Raw genomic sequence first — 14,895 nt, 5'->3', positions numbered from 1 at the left:
AAGGCTTCTCCCCTAGCCCGACAGGTTGAAGTTGCCGTTGGAGCCGTAGATGGCCAACGAGACCAGCAGGGTGACCGAGACGACCGCGATCAGCGAGGTCCGCACCGCGTTGCCGACCGCGATACCCACGCCGGAGGGCCCACCGGCGGCGAAGAACCCGAAATAGCTGTGTATCAACAGAATCGTGAGCGCCATGAGGATCGCCTGCACGAACGACCACACCAGATCGAGCGGATTGAGGAAGGTGGTGAAGTAGTGGTCGTACAGCCCCGGGGACTGGCCGAGCAGGAAGACGGTGGTGACCCGGCTGGCGAGGAAGGACGCCACCACAGCCAGTGAGTACAGCGGGGTGATCGCGATCATTCCGGCCACGATGCGGGTGCCCACCAGATAGGCGATCGGTTCGATCGCAATGGATTCCAGCGCGTCGATCTCCTCGTTGATCCGCATGGCGCCCAACTGCGCGGTCGCTCCCGCGCCGAACGTCGCCGCCAGTCCGATGCCGGCCACCACCGGTGCCGAGATGCGCACGTTGATGAAGGCCGACAGGAATCCGGTCAGCGCCTCGATGCCGATATTGCCCAGCGAGCTGTAGCCCTGCACGGCCAGAGTGCCCCCGGTGGCCAGGGTGAGGAATCCGACGATCACCACCGTGCCGCCGAAAACGGCCAAAGTGCCCGAGCCCATGCTGAACTCGGCGATGAGCCGGATGGTTTCCTTCTTGTAGCGCCAGGCGGCGAACGGCGCGCCGAACAGCGCCCGCACATAGAAGAGGGTGTGATCGCCGATGCTGCCGAGGCTTTTCACCGGCCGGCGGGCCCGCCGCACGGCACGCGGATATCTCGCTTCCAGTACCACAGCCGTTCCCCTCATCCGGCCGTCATCTGGATGCCGATCGCGGTCACGACGACATTGATCACGAACAGCGCCATGAAGGCGTAGACCACGGTTTCGTTCACCGCATTGCCCACGGCCTTGGCGCCACCGGAGACGATCAGCCCGCGATAACACGCGATGAGGCCGGCGACGAGGCCGAACAGCAGCGCCTTGACCGCCGAGATCACGACTTCGTTCAGCCCGGTCAGCAAGGTGATGCCGTTGGCGAAGGCACCGGGGTTGACGTTCTGCACATAGACCGAGAAGACGTAACCACCGGCGATGCCGATGATGCAGACCAGACTGTTCAGCAGCAGCGCCACCAGCCCCGAAGCGAGCATGCGTGGCGTGACGAGCCGCTGCACCGGATTGATGCCCAGGACCTCCATGGCGTCGATCTCCTCGCGGATGGTCCGCGAGCCCAGATCCGCGCACATCGCGGTGGCGCCGGATCCGGCGACGATCAGCACGGTCACCATGGGACCCACCTGGGTGACCGCGCCGAACGCCGCGCCCGCGCCGCTGAGATCGGCCGCACCCAGCTCGCGCAGCAGGATGTTGAGGGTGAAGCTCACCAGCACGGTGAACGGAATCGCCACGAGCAGGGTCGGAAGCAGTGACACCCGTGCCACGAACCAGGATTGCTCCAGGAATTCGCGGGTCTGAAAGGGACGGCGGAAGGCGAATTTCACGGCATCGGCGGACATGGCGAACAGCCCGCCGATGGTCTGCAGCCCGCCCGCCGAACGGCGGGACATGCCCCGGGACCAGCCCGGCAGAGTTATCGCCATGCCGCCACCTCCCGGAACCCCGCTACGTCGCGACAACCTCACGGAAATCGCATTCTCGGTTTCGATAATGCTACATCCGCAAGACAAGAACGCAATAGCTATTGCGAGTGAGTGGCGTTTCGGATCACCAGCGGTTACGCACCTCTTCCGCCCAGCCGGTGAGGCCGTCGAACTCCACCCAGCTCCCCGCGTCGGTGCGGGCACGGCCGGTGAAGTGCCCGAAGCACTGATGAGTGTCGTTGGCCAGCACACCCAGTGCGGTCCGGGATTCGCGCACATGGAAGGGAGTGAACTCCACGGCGACGCGCGGACCGCGTATCTGCCACGGCCGCAACCAATCCCGGCGGTCGTACACCCACTCCAGCTCGTCGCCGATCTTGTGCAACCGCCCGCCCACGAACAGCGCGTTCTCGGTCGAACCCGTGCCGTCGGTCCACGTGCCGCCGAGCTGGATCGCCGCCTCCGCCCCGCAGCCGGCGGCCCAGTTCCACGCGATCGAGTACGGCCACTTCCCGCGCCCGTGGTCGAGGACGGCGAATCCGTCGTCGATCACGTAGGCGACGCCGTCCACGGTGAGGGTGCCCGAGACCGGGCGGCCGAGATCCTTCACGGTGTACTGGAAGCGCCCGGCACTCCAGGGCACCACGACCCCCAGCGATTCGTGTCCCGCCGGCAGCCCGGCCGTCAGATCGATATCGATCCGCGGGGTGGCGGCGTGAATCCTGGTGCCACCCGGATCGTTGCGCAATTCGATCACCAGATCGCCGGCATGCCCGGACGCGGTGCCGGCGCCGCTGCGGTCGGGAAGGTGCACACCGCGCGCGAACGGCGTCACCACATCCTTGACGATCTCGGTGCCGTTCACCCGGTCGAGCAGGTAGATCCCTTGCAGCCCGGCGTAATCCAGCGACGTCAGCACGATTCCGACGATGTGATCGGGAGTGACGATGCCCCAGTACTCCCATCGCTTGGTGCGACCCCAGCCACGCAGATTCGCCCGGTGCAGCGGCCGGCGCGTCCAGCCCACCGCGTCGGGGTTCAGCCGGCCCCGCGGCGTGCACAGATCGACGCTCGCGGTGATCTCGCGCTCCGTGGTCACCCATTCGGCCATCGTGGCCCTCCTTCGCTGCCGCGGTCGCCGCGACCGCGGTCGATCCATTGTCGCGGCCGTGCCGGTCGTCGCGAACAGGCCACGCGCGCGACGAGGCGATGACCGGCGAGCATGTCCGACGTCATGCCGGACATGTTGCACTTCTGGTAGCTATGAGTATGCTCATTAATGAGCACACTCATTAATGTTGGCCGGTGGGAGGTGTCGAGTGGCAGATAACCAGCAGAACCAGCAGGTAGGGCGGCGTGCGCGCAATATGCGAGCGAAGCAGAGCCGGATCTTCGAGGTAGCGGCGCAGTTGTTTGCCGAACGCGGGTTCGCCGCAGTCACCACCCAGCAGATCTCGGATCGGGCCGATATCGCCGCGGGCACCCTCTTCCGCTACGCCTCGTCCAAGGGGCAGTTGCTGCTCATGGTCTACAACGAGGACTTCCGGTCGGCATTCGAGACGGGCACTCGACGCGCCCGCGACATCGCCGATCCGGTCGGCGCGATCACGGCGCTGCTGCGGCCGATTCTGGTCGCGGCCGCGCGCAATACCGAGAACACCATCGCCTACCAGCGCGAATTGCTCTTCGGCCCGCCCGAGGAGACCTATCGCGAACAGGGCCTGGTCTTGGTGGCACAACTCGAGTCGGTCCTCGCCGAGATCCTGCTGACCGCGGTCGCGGACTCCGGCGAGCCCACGGCCGCACAGCGGGAGGCCGCGCGCGTGGCAGGCCGCAGTCTCTTCGCGGTCCTGCACATGGCGCTGGTGCGCCCGTCCACCGGCGTGCATCCCCACCACGATCCGATCGCCGATCTGCACGCCCAGATCGCTCAGCTCGTCGCCGGTTTCCGCAGCGTCGCGGTCTCCGGCATCTGAAAACACCAGCGCGGGCCACGGCCCGCAGAACGGAGTCGACATGTCCGCGACGATTCGCAAGGTGAGCGTCCTCGGGACCGGAGTCCTGGGATCCCAGATCGCCTTCCAGACCGCCTTCCACGGTTTCGAGGTGACCGCCTACGACATCGACGACGAAGCGCTGACCGCCGCGCACGAGCGCTTCGACAAACTCGCGGCCACCTACCGTGAGCAGGTGCAGGGCGCGGGCGACGGCAAGGCCGAGACCACCGCGGCGGGGATCACGCTCACCAGCGATCTCGCCGAGGCCGCCCGGGACGCGGATCTGATCATCGAGGCGGTGCCGGAGGTGCTGTCGATCAAGCAGGACACCTATCGCCGGCTCGGCGAACTCGCGCCCGAGCACACCATCTTCGCCACCAACTCCTCGACGCTGCTGCCCAGCGATATGAAGGACGCCACCGGCCGCCCGGACCGCTTCCTGGCCCTGCACTTCGCGAATCAGGTGTGGCAGTTCAACACCGCCGAGGTCATGGGCACCGAGGACACCGATCCGAAGGTGTATCAGGCCGTGGTCGACTTCGCCGAGGCCATCGGCATGGTCCCGATCGAATTGCACAAGGAGAAGGCCGGTTACGTCCTCAATTCGCTGCTCGTGCCGTTCCTCAACTCGGCGATGGCGCTGGCCGCGGGCGGCTACGCCGAACCGAAGGCGGTCGACGAGACCTGGCGCATCGGCACCGGCGCACCCGCGGGCCCGTTCCAGATCCTCGACATCGTCGGTCTCACCACGCCGTACAACATCCTGGTCAACAGCGGCGAGGACGGCCAGAAGCTGGCGCAGTGGCTGAAGTCGCAATACATCGACAAGGGCAAGCTCGGCCTGGCCAGCGGTGAGGGCTTCTACCGCTACAACGAGTAAGCGGTTACGGCACAGACACATTCGTCGGGTGCTCAGCCGCGGGGATCGGCCGGCGGCCGGTCCCCGCTTCCGCTCGCGAAGGTCGACAACAGTTCACGTGCCCGGTCACCGCCGTCGAGCAACCGGGCGGTGCGGCGAGCGATACGCCAGCCGTCGGATTCGCGGCGGAGTTCGAGCCGGTGCACGCTCGCGCGCAGGACCCGGTAATTCTCCGATTCGCGGTGTACCAGTAGCGATTCGAACACCGCGAGCGCCTCGTCGCCGTCGATATCGATGCGCGCCGGGCCTTGGAAGTGCGCCGACCCGGCCGCGATGAGCGCCTGATGTGCGGACGAGTCCACCATCGCGCGCACCTGGTCCCGCCCTCGCATCTGCCAGCCTTCGACGTCGTATTCGCCGTCTGCACACCATAATTCGGCGGTCGCCGCCGACTGTCCGGCATCCACCAGCGGCCCGTAGGAGGCGATGACGCGCATGATCGCCAGTTCGTCCTCGACCCTCCGCAATCGGCGGAGAATGTCCGCGAGTTCGATTTCGGCCATCTCGTCCTCCTCTGCGGGCTGCGGGGCGTCCGTCGGCTCATCCGGCGGCAGGCCCGTCCGCGGCGACCTCGGGCTCATCGGTTCGCCAGCTCGGTCAGTGCCGCCAGCTGGTCGCAGTAGTGTTCGGCCGAATTCGCGGCGACGGCGCATCCGGCCAGTGTGGCACCCGCATCCGCCAGGGTCGCGAGCCGCCGCGTCACCCGGCCCGGCTCACCCAGCGGGTCGAGCGGTCCGGTGGGGAGTACGACCTCGAAACCGGGTGGCGAATCGACGTGTGCGAGCATCGTCTTCAGCTCCGCCGTCGGCAGTCCGAACGGCATCCATCCGTCGCCGAAGCGGACCGCGCGGCGCAGCGAGCGCACGGTTCGCCCGCCGACCCAGATCGGAACGCGGGCCTGCACGCCGGCCGGTTCGACGATCAGCTCCGAGAAGCTGTAATGCGTTCCGGCATAGTGCGGTTCGCGCGCCCCGAACGCGGTCCGCAGGGCGGCTATCGCATCGTCGGCGCGCTCTCCGCGACCGTCCCACGTCGCCCCGAGCAGCTCGAATTCTTCACGGAGCGATCCCACTCCGACGCCGAGAACGACCCGCCCGCCACTGATCCGGTCCAGGGTTCCGTAGCGCTTGGCGATCTCGAGCGGGTGGTGATACGGCAGCACCAGCACCGAGGTGGCGAGCCGGATCCGGGTGGTGCGGGCGGCCAGATACGACAGCGTGGCCACCGGATCCCAGTAGGTGGCGCCACGGGTGGCGGCCACCGCCGCGGGTATCGCGGTGTGCTCACTGCAGGTGAGATGGTCGAACCCGAGCCGATCGGCGGCCTCGGCGACGCGGGCGAGCTCCTCGATGCCGGCGTCGGCCTCCCACGGCGAATACCGCCCGGGAACCCGCACCACGACCGGCGACGAGAGGGCGAGTCGCAACGGCGCGGTCATCGCGGATCCGGTTCGGCGCCGATCAGCTTCCGCATCCGGCGATGCCCGCCCAGCACGATCGCCGCCCGGTCCGGACCGCTGCTGCGCGCGGCCGTCTCGGCATTGCCGCCCCCGACGAAGACCGGCCCGTTCGCCAACTGCTCGAGCCCTTCGCGCGCCACCTCCGCGGGCTCGGCCACGAGCATTCCAGGAATGTCGAAATTCAATCCCGCCCGTGCCATCGCCGGCGTCCGGGTCACCCCGAGCACCAGATGCAGCACATCGACGTTGTACTCCCGCAGTTCCAGCCACAAGCTCTCGGCGAAGATCCGCAGATACGCCTTGGAACCGCCGTAGACGGTGTGACGGGCCGAACCGCAGTATCCGGTGAGCGAGCCGACCAGCACGATGCCGCCACGGCCCCGCTCACGCATACCGTGCCCGAAATGGTGGACCAGGGCCAGCGGCGCGGTGACGTTGAGCGCGTTCATGGCGGCGAACGCCTCGAGGTCGCCGTCGAGGAATTCGGCGCTGTGGGTATTGGCCCCGGCGTTGTAGACGAGCAGGCCGACCTCCACGTCCGCGGTGGCGGTCGCGACCCGGGCGGCGGCATCGGTCGCGGTGAGATCCACCGCCAGTGTCCGCACCTGGACACCACGCGCGGCGACTCGTTCGGCGGTCTCGGCCAGCGGGCCCTCCCGCCGTGCCAGCAGCACGATGTTGATCCCCGCGGCGGCGAGCCGGTCGGCGAACTCCGCGCCGACCCCCTCCGAACCGCCGGCGATGACTGCCCACGGCCCGTAGCGGTGCGGATCGATGATGTCGTTCGGTTCTGCGGCCATGCCGGGACGGTAACTGAAACACGTTTCGGTCCGGCGCGCACTCCCGCTCACCGGACACCCGGCCTCGCGAAGAAAAGGCACTGTTCAGGGTGAAATGAACGCTGTTCACTAAATTGCCGAAAGATAGTGTGCCGCAACGTTTTCAGATCGTGATCATGCCCATCGGTCGCACGGCGCATTCGCCAGTATTTTCGAACATGGTCGCCGAGCAGCGTTTTCGCGCAAACGGAACACTCGGCAGCACATTCCCTCATTTCGAAAACTCGCCGTGAAACTTCCATTTCGAAGCCGCCGGTCGGCAAGAACACTTCGGGTAGCGCACCCTCGAGGTCGGCGTTATGCTCGTGCGCGAATTTCGAAAACGTCTGGCGGTCCGCATATTCGAGCCAGCCGTGCACAGCGGAAGGTGGGGGAACTGTGCCGTCTCCGCACGGGTGGATGTGGATCCGGAAGTATCGATAGTGATCTATTCAGTGAATACGCAGCAGCCTCCCTCCGGCGCCACATCCCGGCCTCCGCGACGGTTACCGGCTTTCCTCCTTCCCACCACGATCTGCGTCCTCACCGGCGCCGTGGCCTGCCTCGTCGTACTCCGGTTCGCACCCGATACCGGACGGGTGGCATTCGCCATCGCCGCCGGCGCCGCGGGGCTGATCCTCGCTGTACCGGCGGGATGCGCCGCGTACTACCGCGACCAGGCGATTCGCTATCGCGAAGCGAACGACCGGGCCGAGCGCGCCGCCGCCACCTATGTCGCCGAGAGCGAGGCGCGCCTGGCCGCCGCGCACGACACCGCGTCCGTGGCGGGGCGGGAGGCGAGCGGCAGCGAGAACCGCCGGGTGGCCGCGATGGCGGCGTTCGCCGGCGCGGCCGGGCGCATGCAGGCCATGACCACCTCGATGCTGGCCGAACTGCGCGAGATGGAACATCGGCACGCCGATCCGTCGGTGCTGGCCGATCTGCTGACCCTCGACCACCGCACCGCACAGGCCGGACGCCTGGCCGACAGTATCGCCGTGCTCAGCGGCGCCCGCTCGGGCCGCCGGTGGGCGAAACCCATTGCGATGGAATCGATTCTGCGCGGCGCCATGGGCCGCGTCGCGGGCTACCGCCGGGTGCGCCTGCGCGCGGTCGCCGAGATCGCGATCGCCGGTCATGCCGCCGAGGGAGTCATGCACGCGCTGGCCGAGCTGATCGACAACGCGTGCAACTTCTCCCCGCCCACGACCGAAGTCCACGTCTATGCCGCCGAAGTGCCGGCCGGCGTGGTCGTCACCATCGAGGACAGCGGACTCGTGATGAGCGAAACCGCCTTGCGCCGCGCCGAACAGGCGGTCTCGGGCATCGTGGCGGGCCGCGGCACCGATACCGATCTGTCCTCACTGACCGGTACCCGGCTCGGGCTCGCCGTGGTCGGCAATCTGGCCCGCAAACACGCGCTGACCGTGTCGTACCGCCCGTCGGCGATCGGCGGTACGGCGGTCGTCGTGGTCGTTCCGCGCGACCTGACCACGCGTCTGGACCGCTCCCCCGGCTCCACCGCGACGATCGACCTGCCGCCCGCGGCACGATCGGTCACCCCGGCCGCCCCTCCGGCGAGTCCGTTCGGACCGCCCCTGACCGGCGACCGTGAACCGAACCCGTCCGCGCCGAACCCGTCCCCGCCGGGCACGGAACAGCCTGCTGCCCAATCGGTTCCACCCCTGGAACGGGCGGCCGAGCCACTACCCAAGCGCCGCCGCGGCAGCACCCTCGCCGCCGTGCATCCGGGCGGCCTGCGCACCACCGCCGCCGAGAATTCCGCCTATCCGCCGGCGCGCCCCTCGGCCTTGGGCGCCTTCCAGCGTGCGGTCTCGGCCCCGGATTCCCCCTCCCCTTCGATTGCCCTGGAGAACGATCGGTGACCACTTCCGTACCGGCACACCTGGATTGGCTACTCGACCAACTGCTGGCCCGCACTCCGCACAGCCGGCACGCCCTGCTGCTGTCCAGCGACGGTCTCAAGATCTGCCACACCCCGGAACTGTCGGTGGACAAAGCCGATCAACTGGCCGCGATCGCGGCCGGCATCCAGAGCCTCTCGCACGGCGCCTCGGTCGAATTCGGCGACGGGCGCAGCGGCGTGCGGCAGTCGATGACGGAGTTCTACGGCGGCATCCTGTTCATCGTCGAAGCGGGGCTGGGAGCCCACATCGCGGTCGTCGCCGATGCCGAGGCCGATGCCGGGCTGGTCGGCCACAACATGAGCGAACTGGTCGAACAGCTCGGCGAACACCTGTCCGCCGCGCCGCGCGGCCCGCGCCCGTGAGGCGGCCGCGATGACCAGGCCGGGCCGTGACGACACCCCCGACCGGCTCTACACCCTCACCGGCGGCCGCAGCCACCCCGATACCGACGCCTTCGATCTGGTGACGCTCGTGGTGGCCGAATCGGCGCCGGTCTCCGGTATGCAGTCCGAACAGGTCGCGATCCTCGAGATCTGCCGGGCGCCGACGGCCGTGGTCGAGATCGCCGCCGAACTGCGGCTGCCGGTCGGCATCACGATGGTCCTGCTGGCCGACCTGCTCGACGCCGGCAAGATCACCGTGCGCCACCCGCGCTCCGCCGCCGCGTGGGAGCCGTGGAAAGCCTTGCCCGACACCGAAATACTGGAGAAGGTGCTCGTTGGACTCCGCAACCTCTGATCCCCTCCGCACCGGATTCGGCGACCGTCCCGCCCGGGCCCAGGCCCCGCTGGCCGATACCGCCCGGCACGGGCTCAAGGTCGTCATCGTCGGCGGTTTCGGCGTCGGCAAGACCACCATGGTCCGCGCGGTCAGTGAGATCCGGCCGCTCGACACCGAGGCGACGATGACCTCGCTCGGCATCGGCATCGACGATCCCACCGGCGCACCGGCCAAATCCACCACCACGGTCGCCTTCGACTTCGGTCGCATCACCATCGACGCCGAACACGTCCTGTATCTGTTCGGAGCTCCCGGACAGGAGCGCTTCTGGTTTCTGTGGGACCGGCTGTTCACCGGCGCCCTGGGTGCGATCGTGCTGGTCGACCCGCGCCGGATCACCGATTCCTGGTATGCGATCGACCGGCTCGAACATCAGCAGACGCCGTTCGTGGTGGCGTGCAACATCTTCGGGCCCACGGGCCACGACGACACCCAACTGCGCGCGGCACTGGATCTGGATCCACACGTGCCGATGGTGGCATGCGATGCGCGCTCGCGGGATTCCGGTAAGCGGGTGCTGATCGCCCTCGTCGAACATCTGCACGCCGCCGGTCTACGGGCCGCCGCCCGGGGATCCGCTCGATGAACGCGCCGCAGCCCGGCCTCGCCACCGGCGGTTGCCCGGCCTCGCCCACCGATCCGGTGCCCTTGAGCGGACCGCGTTTCCACACCGACCCGCAGCAGTTGTACCGGGAGATGCGCCGAGCCCACGGCCCGGTGGTCTCGGTGGAACTGCCCGGCGGGATTCCGGCCTGGCTGGTGATCGGCTATCGCGAAGTGCACCAGGTCACCAGCGATGCGGAACTGTTCCCGCGCGACGTGGCGTGCTGGAACCAGTGGCCGAACATACCGGAGGACTGGCCGCTGCTGCCGATGGTCGGCCGTCCGATGCCCTCGATCTATTTCACCGCCGGAGCCGAACATCTGCGACATCTGGCCATGGTCGAACCCGCGCTCGAACAGGTCGACCCGTTCGGATTGCGCAGGGCCTGCGAGGATCTGGCGGATCGGCTGATCGACCAGTTCTGCGGCCGCGGCCACGCCGATCTGATCGCGGAATACGCCGAACCCCTGCCGGTACTGGCCTTGGCGTGGGTGATCGGATTTCCCGACGACCAGGGCGCGGATCTGGCCTGGACGATGAAAACGCTGGCCGACGGCGGCGCCGAGGCCCAGGCGGCCTACGGCCGGTTCGCCGACCATATGCAACGGCTCGTCGCGATGAAGAAGTCGCGCCCGGGCAACGATCTGACCTCGCGGATGCTGCATTCGCCCCAACGGTTCAGCGACGAGGAATACGCCCTGGACCTGATGGCCGTCACCGCCGCGGGCCAGCTGCCGACCAGCGACTGGCTGGGAAATTCGGTGCGGCTGATGCTCACCGACGACCGTTTCGCCGCCGCACTCGGCGGCGGCCGCCACAGCATCGGCCAAGCGATGAACGAGGTGCTGTGGGAGGACACCCCCACCCAGATCCTGGCCGGGCGCTGGGCCTCGCGCGACACCCGGCTGGCCGACAAGATCATTCGGCGCGGCGATATGCTGCTACTCGGCCTGGCCGGCGCGAACGCCGATCCACATGTGCGCCAAGACCTTTCCGATTCCCTCGCCCCCGCACACAGCGGCAACAGCGCGCATTTCGCGTTCAGCTACGGCGAATACCGCTGTCCCTTCCCGGCGCAGCAGATCGCGGAGATCATCGCGCGCACCGGGATCGAAGTGCTGCTCGATCGGCTGCCGGATCTCGACCTCGCCGTCGACGCCACCGAACTGACCCGCCGGCCGTCGCCGTTCCTGCGCGGAATGACGTCGCTGCCGGTCACCTTCACACCCGTTCGTACCGTGGGAGGTACCCCGTGACTGCCAGTTGCCCGCATGCCGCACCACTCGTGATCGATCCGATGGTCGGCGACCTCGCCGGTGAGACCGCCCGATTACGCGATGCCGGTCAACTGACCCGCATCGAACTGCTGGGCGTCCCGGCGTGGACCGTCACCGGCCACTCCCTGGCCCGGCAGCTGCTCATCGACCCGCGACTGGTCAAGGACATCAACTCCTGGTCGCTGTGGCGCGACGGCGTGGTCACCCGACAGTGGCCGCTGATCGGCATGATCGATGTCGGAGTATCGATGTTCACCGTCGACGGCCCCGAACACCGCCGCCTGCGGATCAAGACCACCCAGGCGCTGACCGCGCGTCGCCTGACCGCCCTGCGCCCGTTCATCGAATCGACGGTCGCCGCACTCCTCGACGATCTGGCCGCCGCCTCCGACGACGGCGCGGTCGACCTGAAATCCGTCTTCGCCTATCCGCTGCCGATGCGCGTGATCAGCGAGCTGATGGGCGTCGACCACGCCGACCATCCGATGCTGCTCGACTGGTACAAGGCGTTCTTCTCCCTGCTCACCCCGCAGGACGAGCGGCTCGCGGTGATCGAGCGGATGGGCGAATACTTCACCGAGATGGTGCGCAAGAAGGCGGCCGACCCGGCCGACGACCTGACCAGCGCGCTGATCCTCGCCACCGACGGCGGCGAACCGCTCAGCGAGGCCGAGGTGGTCGGCAATCTGCAGGCGCTGGTCGCCGCCGGGCACGAGACCACGGTGTCGCTGATCCTCACCACCGTGCGCGCCCTGCTCACCCATCCGGAACAGTTCGCGCTGGTGCGGTCGGGGCAGATCGACTGGGAGACCGCGATCGAGGAGACCCTGCGCTGGGACGGCCCGGTAACCCATCTGCTGATGCGGTTCGCGACCGCCGACATCACCGTCGGCGACACCGTCATCGAACGCGGCGAGGGAGTGGTCATGTCGTATCGGGCCATCGGCCGCGACACCACCGTGCACGGCGCCGATGCCGGTGAATTCGACATCACCCGGCCGACGGCCAAGCGGCACATCAGTTTCGGTCACGGCCCGCACATCTGCCCCGGAGCCGCACTCGCCCGGCTGGAAGCATCGATCGCGCTGCCCGCGCTGTTCGAACGATTCCCGCAGCTGTCCTTGGCGGTACCCGTGGAGGAGATTCACAACCTTCCCGTGCTGACGCAGAACGATCTGGCGCAGTTCCCGGTCCGGCTCGGCGACTGAGTTCCGCGCGCGACACCAGGGCCGCGCTACCGGCTTTCTCGGTAGCGCATTGCTATCGTCGATGACCGGCCCAGTCGTGCGCGAAAACTCAACCGAGAAGGGGCGTGATGTTCGGGCAGCTGCGATCGCGCAAACCCGTCGTGCCCGTCCGAACCCTGATTGCCGTTGCGGCAGTGGGGATTTCCGCGACCGCCACCGCGCTCTTCGGTGGCCTACCGCACTCCGGCGCCCCCAGCCTCACCGGCCGGGAGGACCAGTGGACCGCCGTGCACGACGGCCCGCAGCAATATCCGGACGTCCACGTGGATTCCGATGTGGCGATCCCGATGAGCGACGGGGTGGTGCTGAAGGCCGACGTCTACCGGCCGGTCGACGCATCCGGCGCCGTGGTCGCCCAGCCACTGCCGACCATCGTCAACCTCACGCCCTACACCAAGCTGATGACCGATCTGATCGGTTCGGCGGTGGAGAATCCGGAACTGCAGCCGCTGGTGATGTCGCTGGTGCGGCAGATCAACCTCTCCGGCACCCCGATCAGCAGCTTCGGCGATCTGCTGCACGCCCTCGACGGCGGCACCGTGCCGACCGTCCTCGGCCTGGACCGCAACCTGATCCGCAGTGGTTACACGCTGGTGGTCGCCGACGTGCGCGGCACCGGACAGTCCCAGGGCAAATGGGAGACCCTGGGCGCGCGGGAACAGCTCGATACCCGCGAGGTGATCGATTGGGCTGCGGCACAACAGTTCTCGAACGGCAAGGTGGCGATGAGCGGCGGCTCGTACGCGGCCATCAACCAGCTGCGCGCGGCGGAGGACGCCCCGGCGGCGCTGCGCGCCATCTTCCCGGTCGTCCCCGGCAGCGATCTCATGCGCGATGTGGTGGCGCCGGGCGGGGGCGTCGGCACCACCTTCCTGCCGATGTGGCTCCAGACGGTCAATCAGCTCAAGCTGATCCCCGACGTGAAGTCGATCTTCGACGGAACCTTCGACTGGAAATGGCTCGCCGCCCGGGTGGCGGATCCGGCCACCAATGTCGACCTGCTCGCCCAGGCCCTGCTGACGCCGTCGATGGACGATATGCCGCCCGCCCTGTCGGACGCGCTCGACTCCGGCAGCGATTTCCGCCAAGCCCTCACCGGCCATCCGGAACGAGTCACCGTGCCCACCTTCGTCTACGGCGGCTGGCACGACATCTTCGCCAACAGCGCCACCAAGATCTATCAGGCCATCCCGCTGCCGGCCGGGCGCAAGCAACTCGTGGTCGGCGACACCTATCACGCCAATCCCGGCGCCGGTACCGGCGTACCCGGCGCCCCGCCGCGGCTCGAGGTGCTGCAGCGAGCGTGGTTCGACAAGTGGCTCAAGGACATCGACAACGGTATCGACGGCTACGGCCCCATCGTGCTGAAGGAACAGGGCGGCGGCTGGGTGACACTGCCGCAGTATCCGCAGCCCGGAGCCGACCACCGCCGGATCTACCTGACGGCCGCGCCCAGCGGAACCACCGATGCGGCGGTGCACGACGGCTCGTTGAGCGCCCAGCCGCCGGCCGAGGTCTCCGCACTCACCGTCGCGCCGGGGCTGGCGACCCTCTGTTCTCGGGACGCGGCCCAGGGGTCGGCCGGTTCGGCCGCGATGCTCGACACCTGCGCCAAGGACTCCCGAGTGGCAGAACACGATGCGCTGACCTTCACCAGCGCCCCGGTGTCCGCGCCGACCGCCATCTCCGGGCCGATCGACATCCACCTCGAGACGGTGCAGGACGCCACCGACGGATTCTGGAGCGCCACCGTCAACGACGTCGCGCCCGACGGCACCTCCACGGCCCTGACCACCGGTCAGCTCACCGTCTCCATGCGCGCCGTCGACGATGCCCGCAGCTCCCGATCCGCCAACGGCGACTACACCGTTCCGTTCCATCTCCTCACCGCCGCGGCGCGGCAGCCGGTGACGCCCGGCGAACCGGTGGGCCTCGACATCGCGGTGATCCCGACCCAGGCGCGGCTCCAGATCGGACATCGGCTGCGTATCGATCTGTTCGCGGCCAACGCGCCCAAGGCCATGCCGTTCCGTCCGATGCTCAACGATTCCGAACTCAAGCCCCAGCATCTGCGCCTGGATCCGAACGCGCCGAGTTACGTCAACCTGCCCACCGATCGGCCCCTCGGCTGAATTACGGGACCGGCCGCCGGTCACGGTCGCACTCGGCGGTCCATAATTACCGCGAGAAGCCGGTGCG

16 protein-coding genes are annotated in these 14,895 nt (G+C 68.2%); 9 read left to right on the top strand and 7 right to left on the bottom strand.

Annotated elements, in window-relative coordinates; genetic code table 11:
- Positions 1-12: 12 nt before the first annotated feature.
- The 3 genes from NMI01S_RS26390 to NMI01S_RS26380 form a co-directional block, all read right to left on the bottom strand.
- Positions 13-873 (bottom strand): MlaE family ABC transporter permease, encoded by an 861-nt coding sequence (locus tag NMI01S_RS26390; protein ID WP_063001397.1) that lies wholly within the window; start codon positions 871-873, stop codon positions 13-15.
- A complete protein-coding gene (locus NMI01S_RS26385; RefSeq protein ID WP_063001396.1) occupies positions 870-1,667 on the bottom strand; it encodes an MlaE family ABC transporter permease in 798 nt (265 codons plus the stop codon). Before NMI01S_RS26385 ends, NMI01S_RS26390 begins: the two co-directional genes overlap by 4 nt.
- Before the next feature lie 124 nt (positions 1,668-1,791).
- Positions 1,792-2,778: a DUF2804 domain-containing protein gene (locus NMI01S_RS26380; protein WP_218021119.1), complete on the bottom strand. Its 987-nt coding sequence runs from the start codon at positions 2,776-2,778 to the stop codon at positions 1,792-1,794.
- Between the two features lie 208 nt (positions 2,779-2,986).
- Here NMI01S_RS26380 and NMI01S_RS26375 point away from each other — a divergent pair, with 208 nt between their 5' ends.
- Positions 2,987-3,643 (top strand): TetR/AcrR family transcriptional regulator, encoded by a 657-nt coding sequence (locus NMI01S_RS26375; RefSeq protein ID WP_245717032.1) that lies wholly within the window; start codon positions 2,987-2,989, stop codon positions 3,641-3,643.
- Between the two features lie 40 nt (positions 3,644-3,683).
- Positions 3,684-4,544: a 3-hydroxyacyl-CoA dehydrogenase gene (locus tag NMI01S_RS26370; RefSeq protein ID WP_063001394.1), complete on the top strand. Its 861-nt coding sequence runs from the start codon at positions 3,684-3,686 to the stop codon at positions 4,542-4,544.
- Between the two features lie 32 nt (positions 4,545-4,576).
- On the opposite strand, the gene NMI01S_RS26365 is transcribed toward NMI01S_RS26370, so the two are convergent.
- The 4 genes from NMI01S_RS26365 to NMI01S_RS35420 form a co-directional block, all read right to left on the bottom strand.
- Complete coding sequence (locus NMI01S_RS26365; protein WP_063001393.1) at positions 4,577-5,086, bottom strand: nuclear transport factor 2 family protein; 510 nt, start codon at positions 5,084-5,086, stop codon at positions 4,577-4,579.
- Between the two features lie 74 nt (positions 5,087-5,160).
- A complete protein-coding gene (locus NMI01S_RS26360; RefSeq protein WP_063001481.1) occupies positions 5,161-6,009 on the bottom strand; it encodes a TIGR03619 family F420-dependent LLM class oxidoreductase in 849 nt (282 codons plus the stop codon).
- A gap of 8 nt (positions 6,010-6,017) precedes the next feature.
- A complete protein-coding gene (locus tag NMI01S_RS26355; protein ID WP_063001480.1) occupies positions 6,018-6,821 on the bottom strand; it encodes an SDR family NAD(P)-dependent oxidoreductase in 804 nt (267 codons plus the stop codon).
- Between the two features lie 68 nt (positions 6,822-6,889).
- Positions 6,890-7,240, bottom strand: a complete 351-nt coding sequence (locus tag NMI01S_RS35420; RefSeq protein ID WP_167669944.1) for a hypothetical protein — start codon at positions 7,238-7,240, stop codon at positions 6,890-6,892.
- A 219-nt stretch (positions 7,241-7,459) separates the two neighbouring features.
- On the opposite strand from NMI01S_RS35420, the gene NMI01S_RS26350 reads away from it, so the two are divergent.
- The 7 genes from NMI01S_RS26350 to NMI01S_RS26320 all read left to right on the top strand — a co-directional run bounded on the left by NMI01S_RS26350 (position 7,460) and on the right by NMI01S_RS26320 (position 14,828).
- Positions 7,460-8,746 (top strand): sensor histidine kinase, encoded by a 1,287-nt coding sequence (locus NMI01S_RS26350; RefSeq protein ID WP_245717031.1) that lies wholly within the window; start codon positions 7,460-7,462, stop codon positions 8,744-8,746.
- On the top strand, positions 8,743-9,150 hold the full coding sequence (locus tag NMI01S_RS26345; RefSeq protein WP_036506268.1) for a roadblock/LC7 domain-containing protein: 408 nt from the start codon (positions 8,743-8,745) through the stop codon (positions 9,148-9,150). Before NMI01S_RS26350 ends, NMI01S_RS26345 begins: the two co-directional genes overlap by 4 nt.
- A gap of 10 nt (positions 9,151-9,160) precedes the next feature.
- Positions 9,161-9,526, top strand: a complete 366-nt coding sequence (locus tag NMI01S_RS26340) for a DUF742 domain-containing protein (protein ID WP_063001392.1) — start codon at positions 9,161-9,163, stop codon at positions 9,524-9,526.
- Positions 9,507-10,154, top strand: coding sequence for a GTP-binding protein (locus tag NMI01S_RS26335; RefSeq protein WP_063001391.1), 648 nt, complete (start codon positions 9,507-9,509; stop codon positions 10,152-10,154). The genes NMI01S_RS26340 and NMI01S_RS26335 overlap by 20 nt, the downstream gene beginning before the upstream one ends.
- Complete coding sequence (locus NMI01S_RS26330) at positions 10,151-11,428, top strand: cytochrome P450 (protein ID WP_063001390.1); 1,278 nt, start codon at positions 10,151-10,153, stop codon at positions 11,426-11,428. The genes NMI01S_RS26335 and NMI01S_RS26330 overlap by 4 nt, the downstream gene beginning before the upstream one ends.
- Positions 11,425-12,657, top strand: coding sequence for a cytochrome P450 family protein (locus NMI01S_RS26325; protein ID WP_063001389.1), 1,233 nt, complete (start codon positions 11,425-11,427; stop codon positions 12,655-12,657). Before NMI01S_RS26330 ends, NMI01S_RS26325 begins: the two co-directional genes overlap by 4 nt.
- 107 nt (positions 12,658-12,764) lie before the next feature.
- Entirely contained in the window at positions 12,765-14,828 is a 2,064-nt protein-coding gene (locus NMI01S_RS26320) for a CocE/NonD family hydrolase (RefSeq protein WP_063001388.1), read from the top strand.
- The last annotated feature ends 67 nt before the right edge of the window (positions 14,829-14,895 follow it).

The organism is Nocardia mikamii NBRC 108933 (genome assembly GCF_001613505.1).
GTDB classification, from domain to species: domain Bacteria; phylum Actinomycetota; class Actinomycetes; order Mycobacteriales; family Mycobacteriaceae; genus Nocardia; species Nocardia mikamii.
The sequence above is the reverse complement of the archived record's forward strand: the minus strand, read 5'-3'. Positions and strand labels throughout refer to the sequence as shown.

What these genes read in the sequence shown, in the direction of transcription:
- NMI01S_RS26320 (WP_063001388.1), top strand. Translation starts at nt 12,765, where the DNA reads ATGTTCGGGCAGCTGCGATCGCGCAAACCCGTCGTGCCCGTCCGAACC.
- NMI01S_RS26370 (WP_063001394.1), top strand. Translation starts at nt 3,684, where the DNA reads ATGTCCGCGACGATTCGCAAGGTGAGCGTCCTCGGGACCGGAGTCCTG.
- NMI01S_RS26365 (WP_063001393.1), bottom strand. Translation starts at nt 5,086, where the DNA reads ATGGCCGAAATCGAACTCGCGGACATTCTCCGCCGATTGCGGAGGGTC.
- NMI01S_RS26385 (WP_063001396.1), bottom strand. Translation starts at nt 1,667, where the DNA reads ATGGCGATAACTCTGCCGGGCTGGTCCCGGGGCATGTCCCGCCGTTCG.
- NMI01S_RS26330 (WP_063001390.1), top strand. Translation starts at nt 10,151, where the DNA reads ATGAACGCGCCGCAGCCCGGCCTCGCCACCGGCGGTTGCCCGGCCTCG.
- NMI01S_RS26340 (WP_063001392.1), top strand. Translation starts at nt 9,161, where the DNA reads ATGACCAGGCCGGGCCGTGACGACACCCCCGACCGGCTCTACACCCTC.
- NMI01S_RS26390 (WP_063001397.1), bottom strand. Translation starts at nt 873, where the DNA reads ATGAGGGGAACGGCTGTGGTACTGGAAGCGAGATATCCGCGTGCCGTG.
- NMI01S_RS26380 (WP_218021119.1), bottom strand. Translation starts at nt 2,778, where the DNA reads ATGGCCGAATGGGTGACCACGGAGCGCGAGATCACCGCGAGCGTCGAT.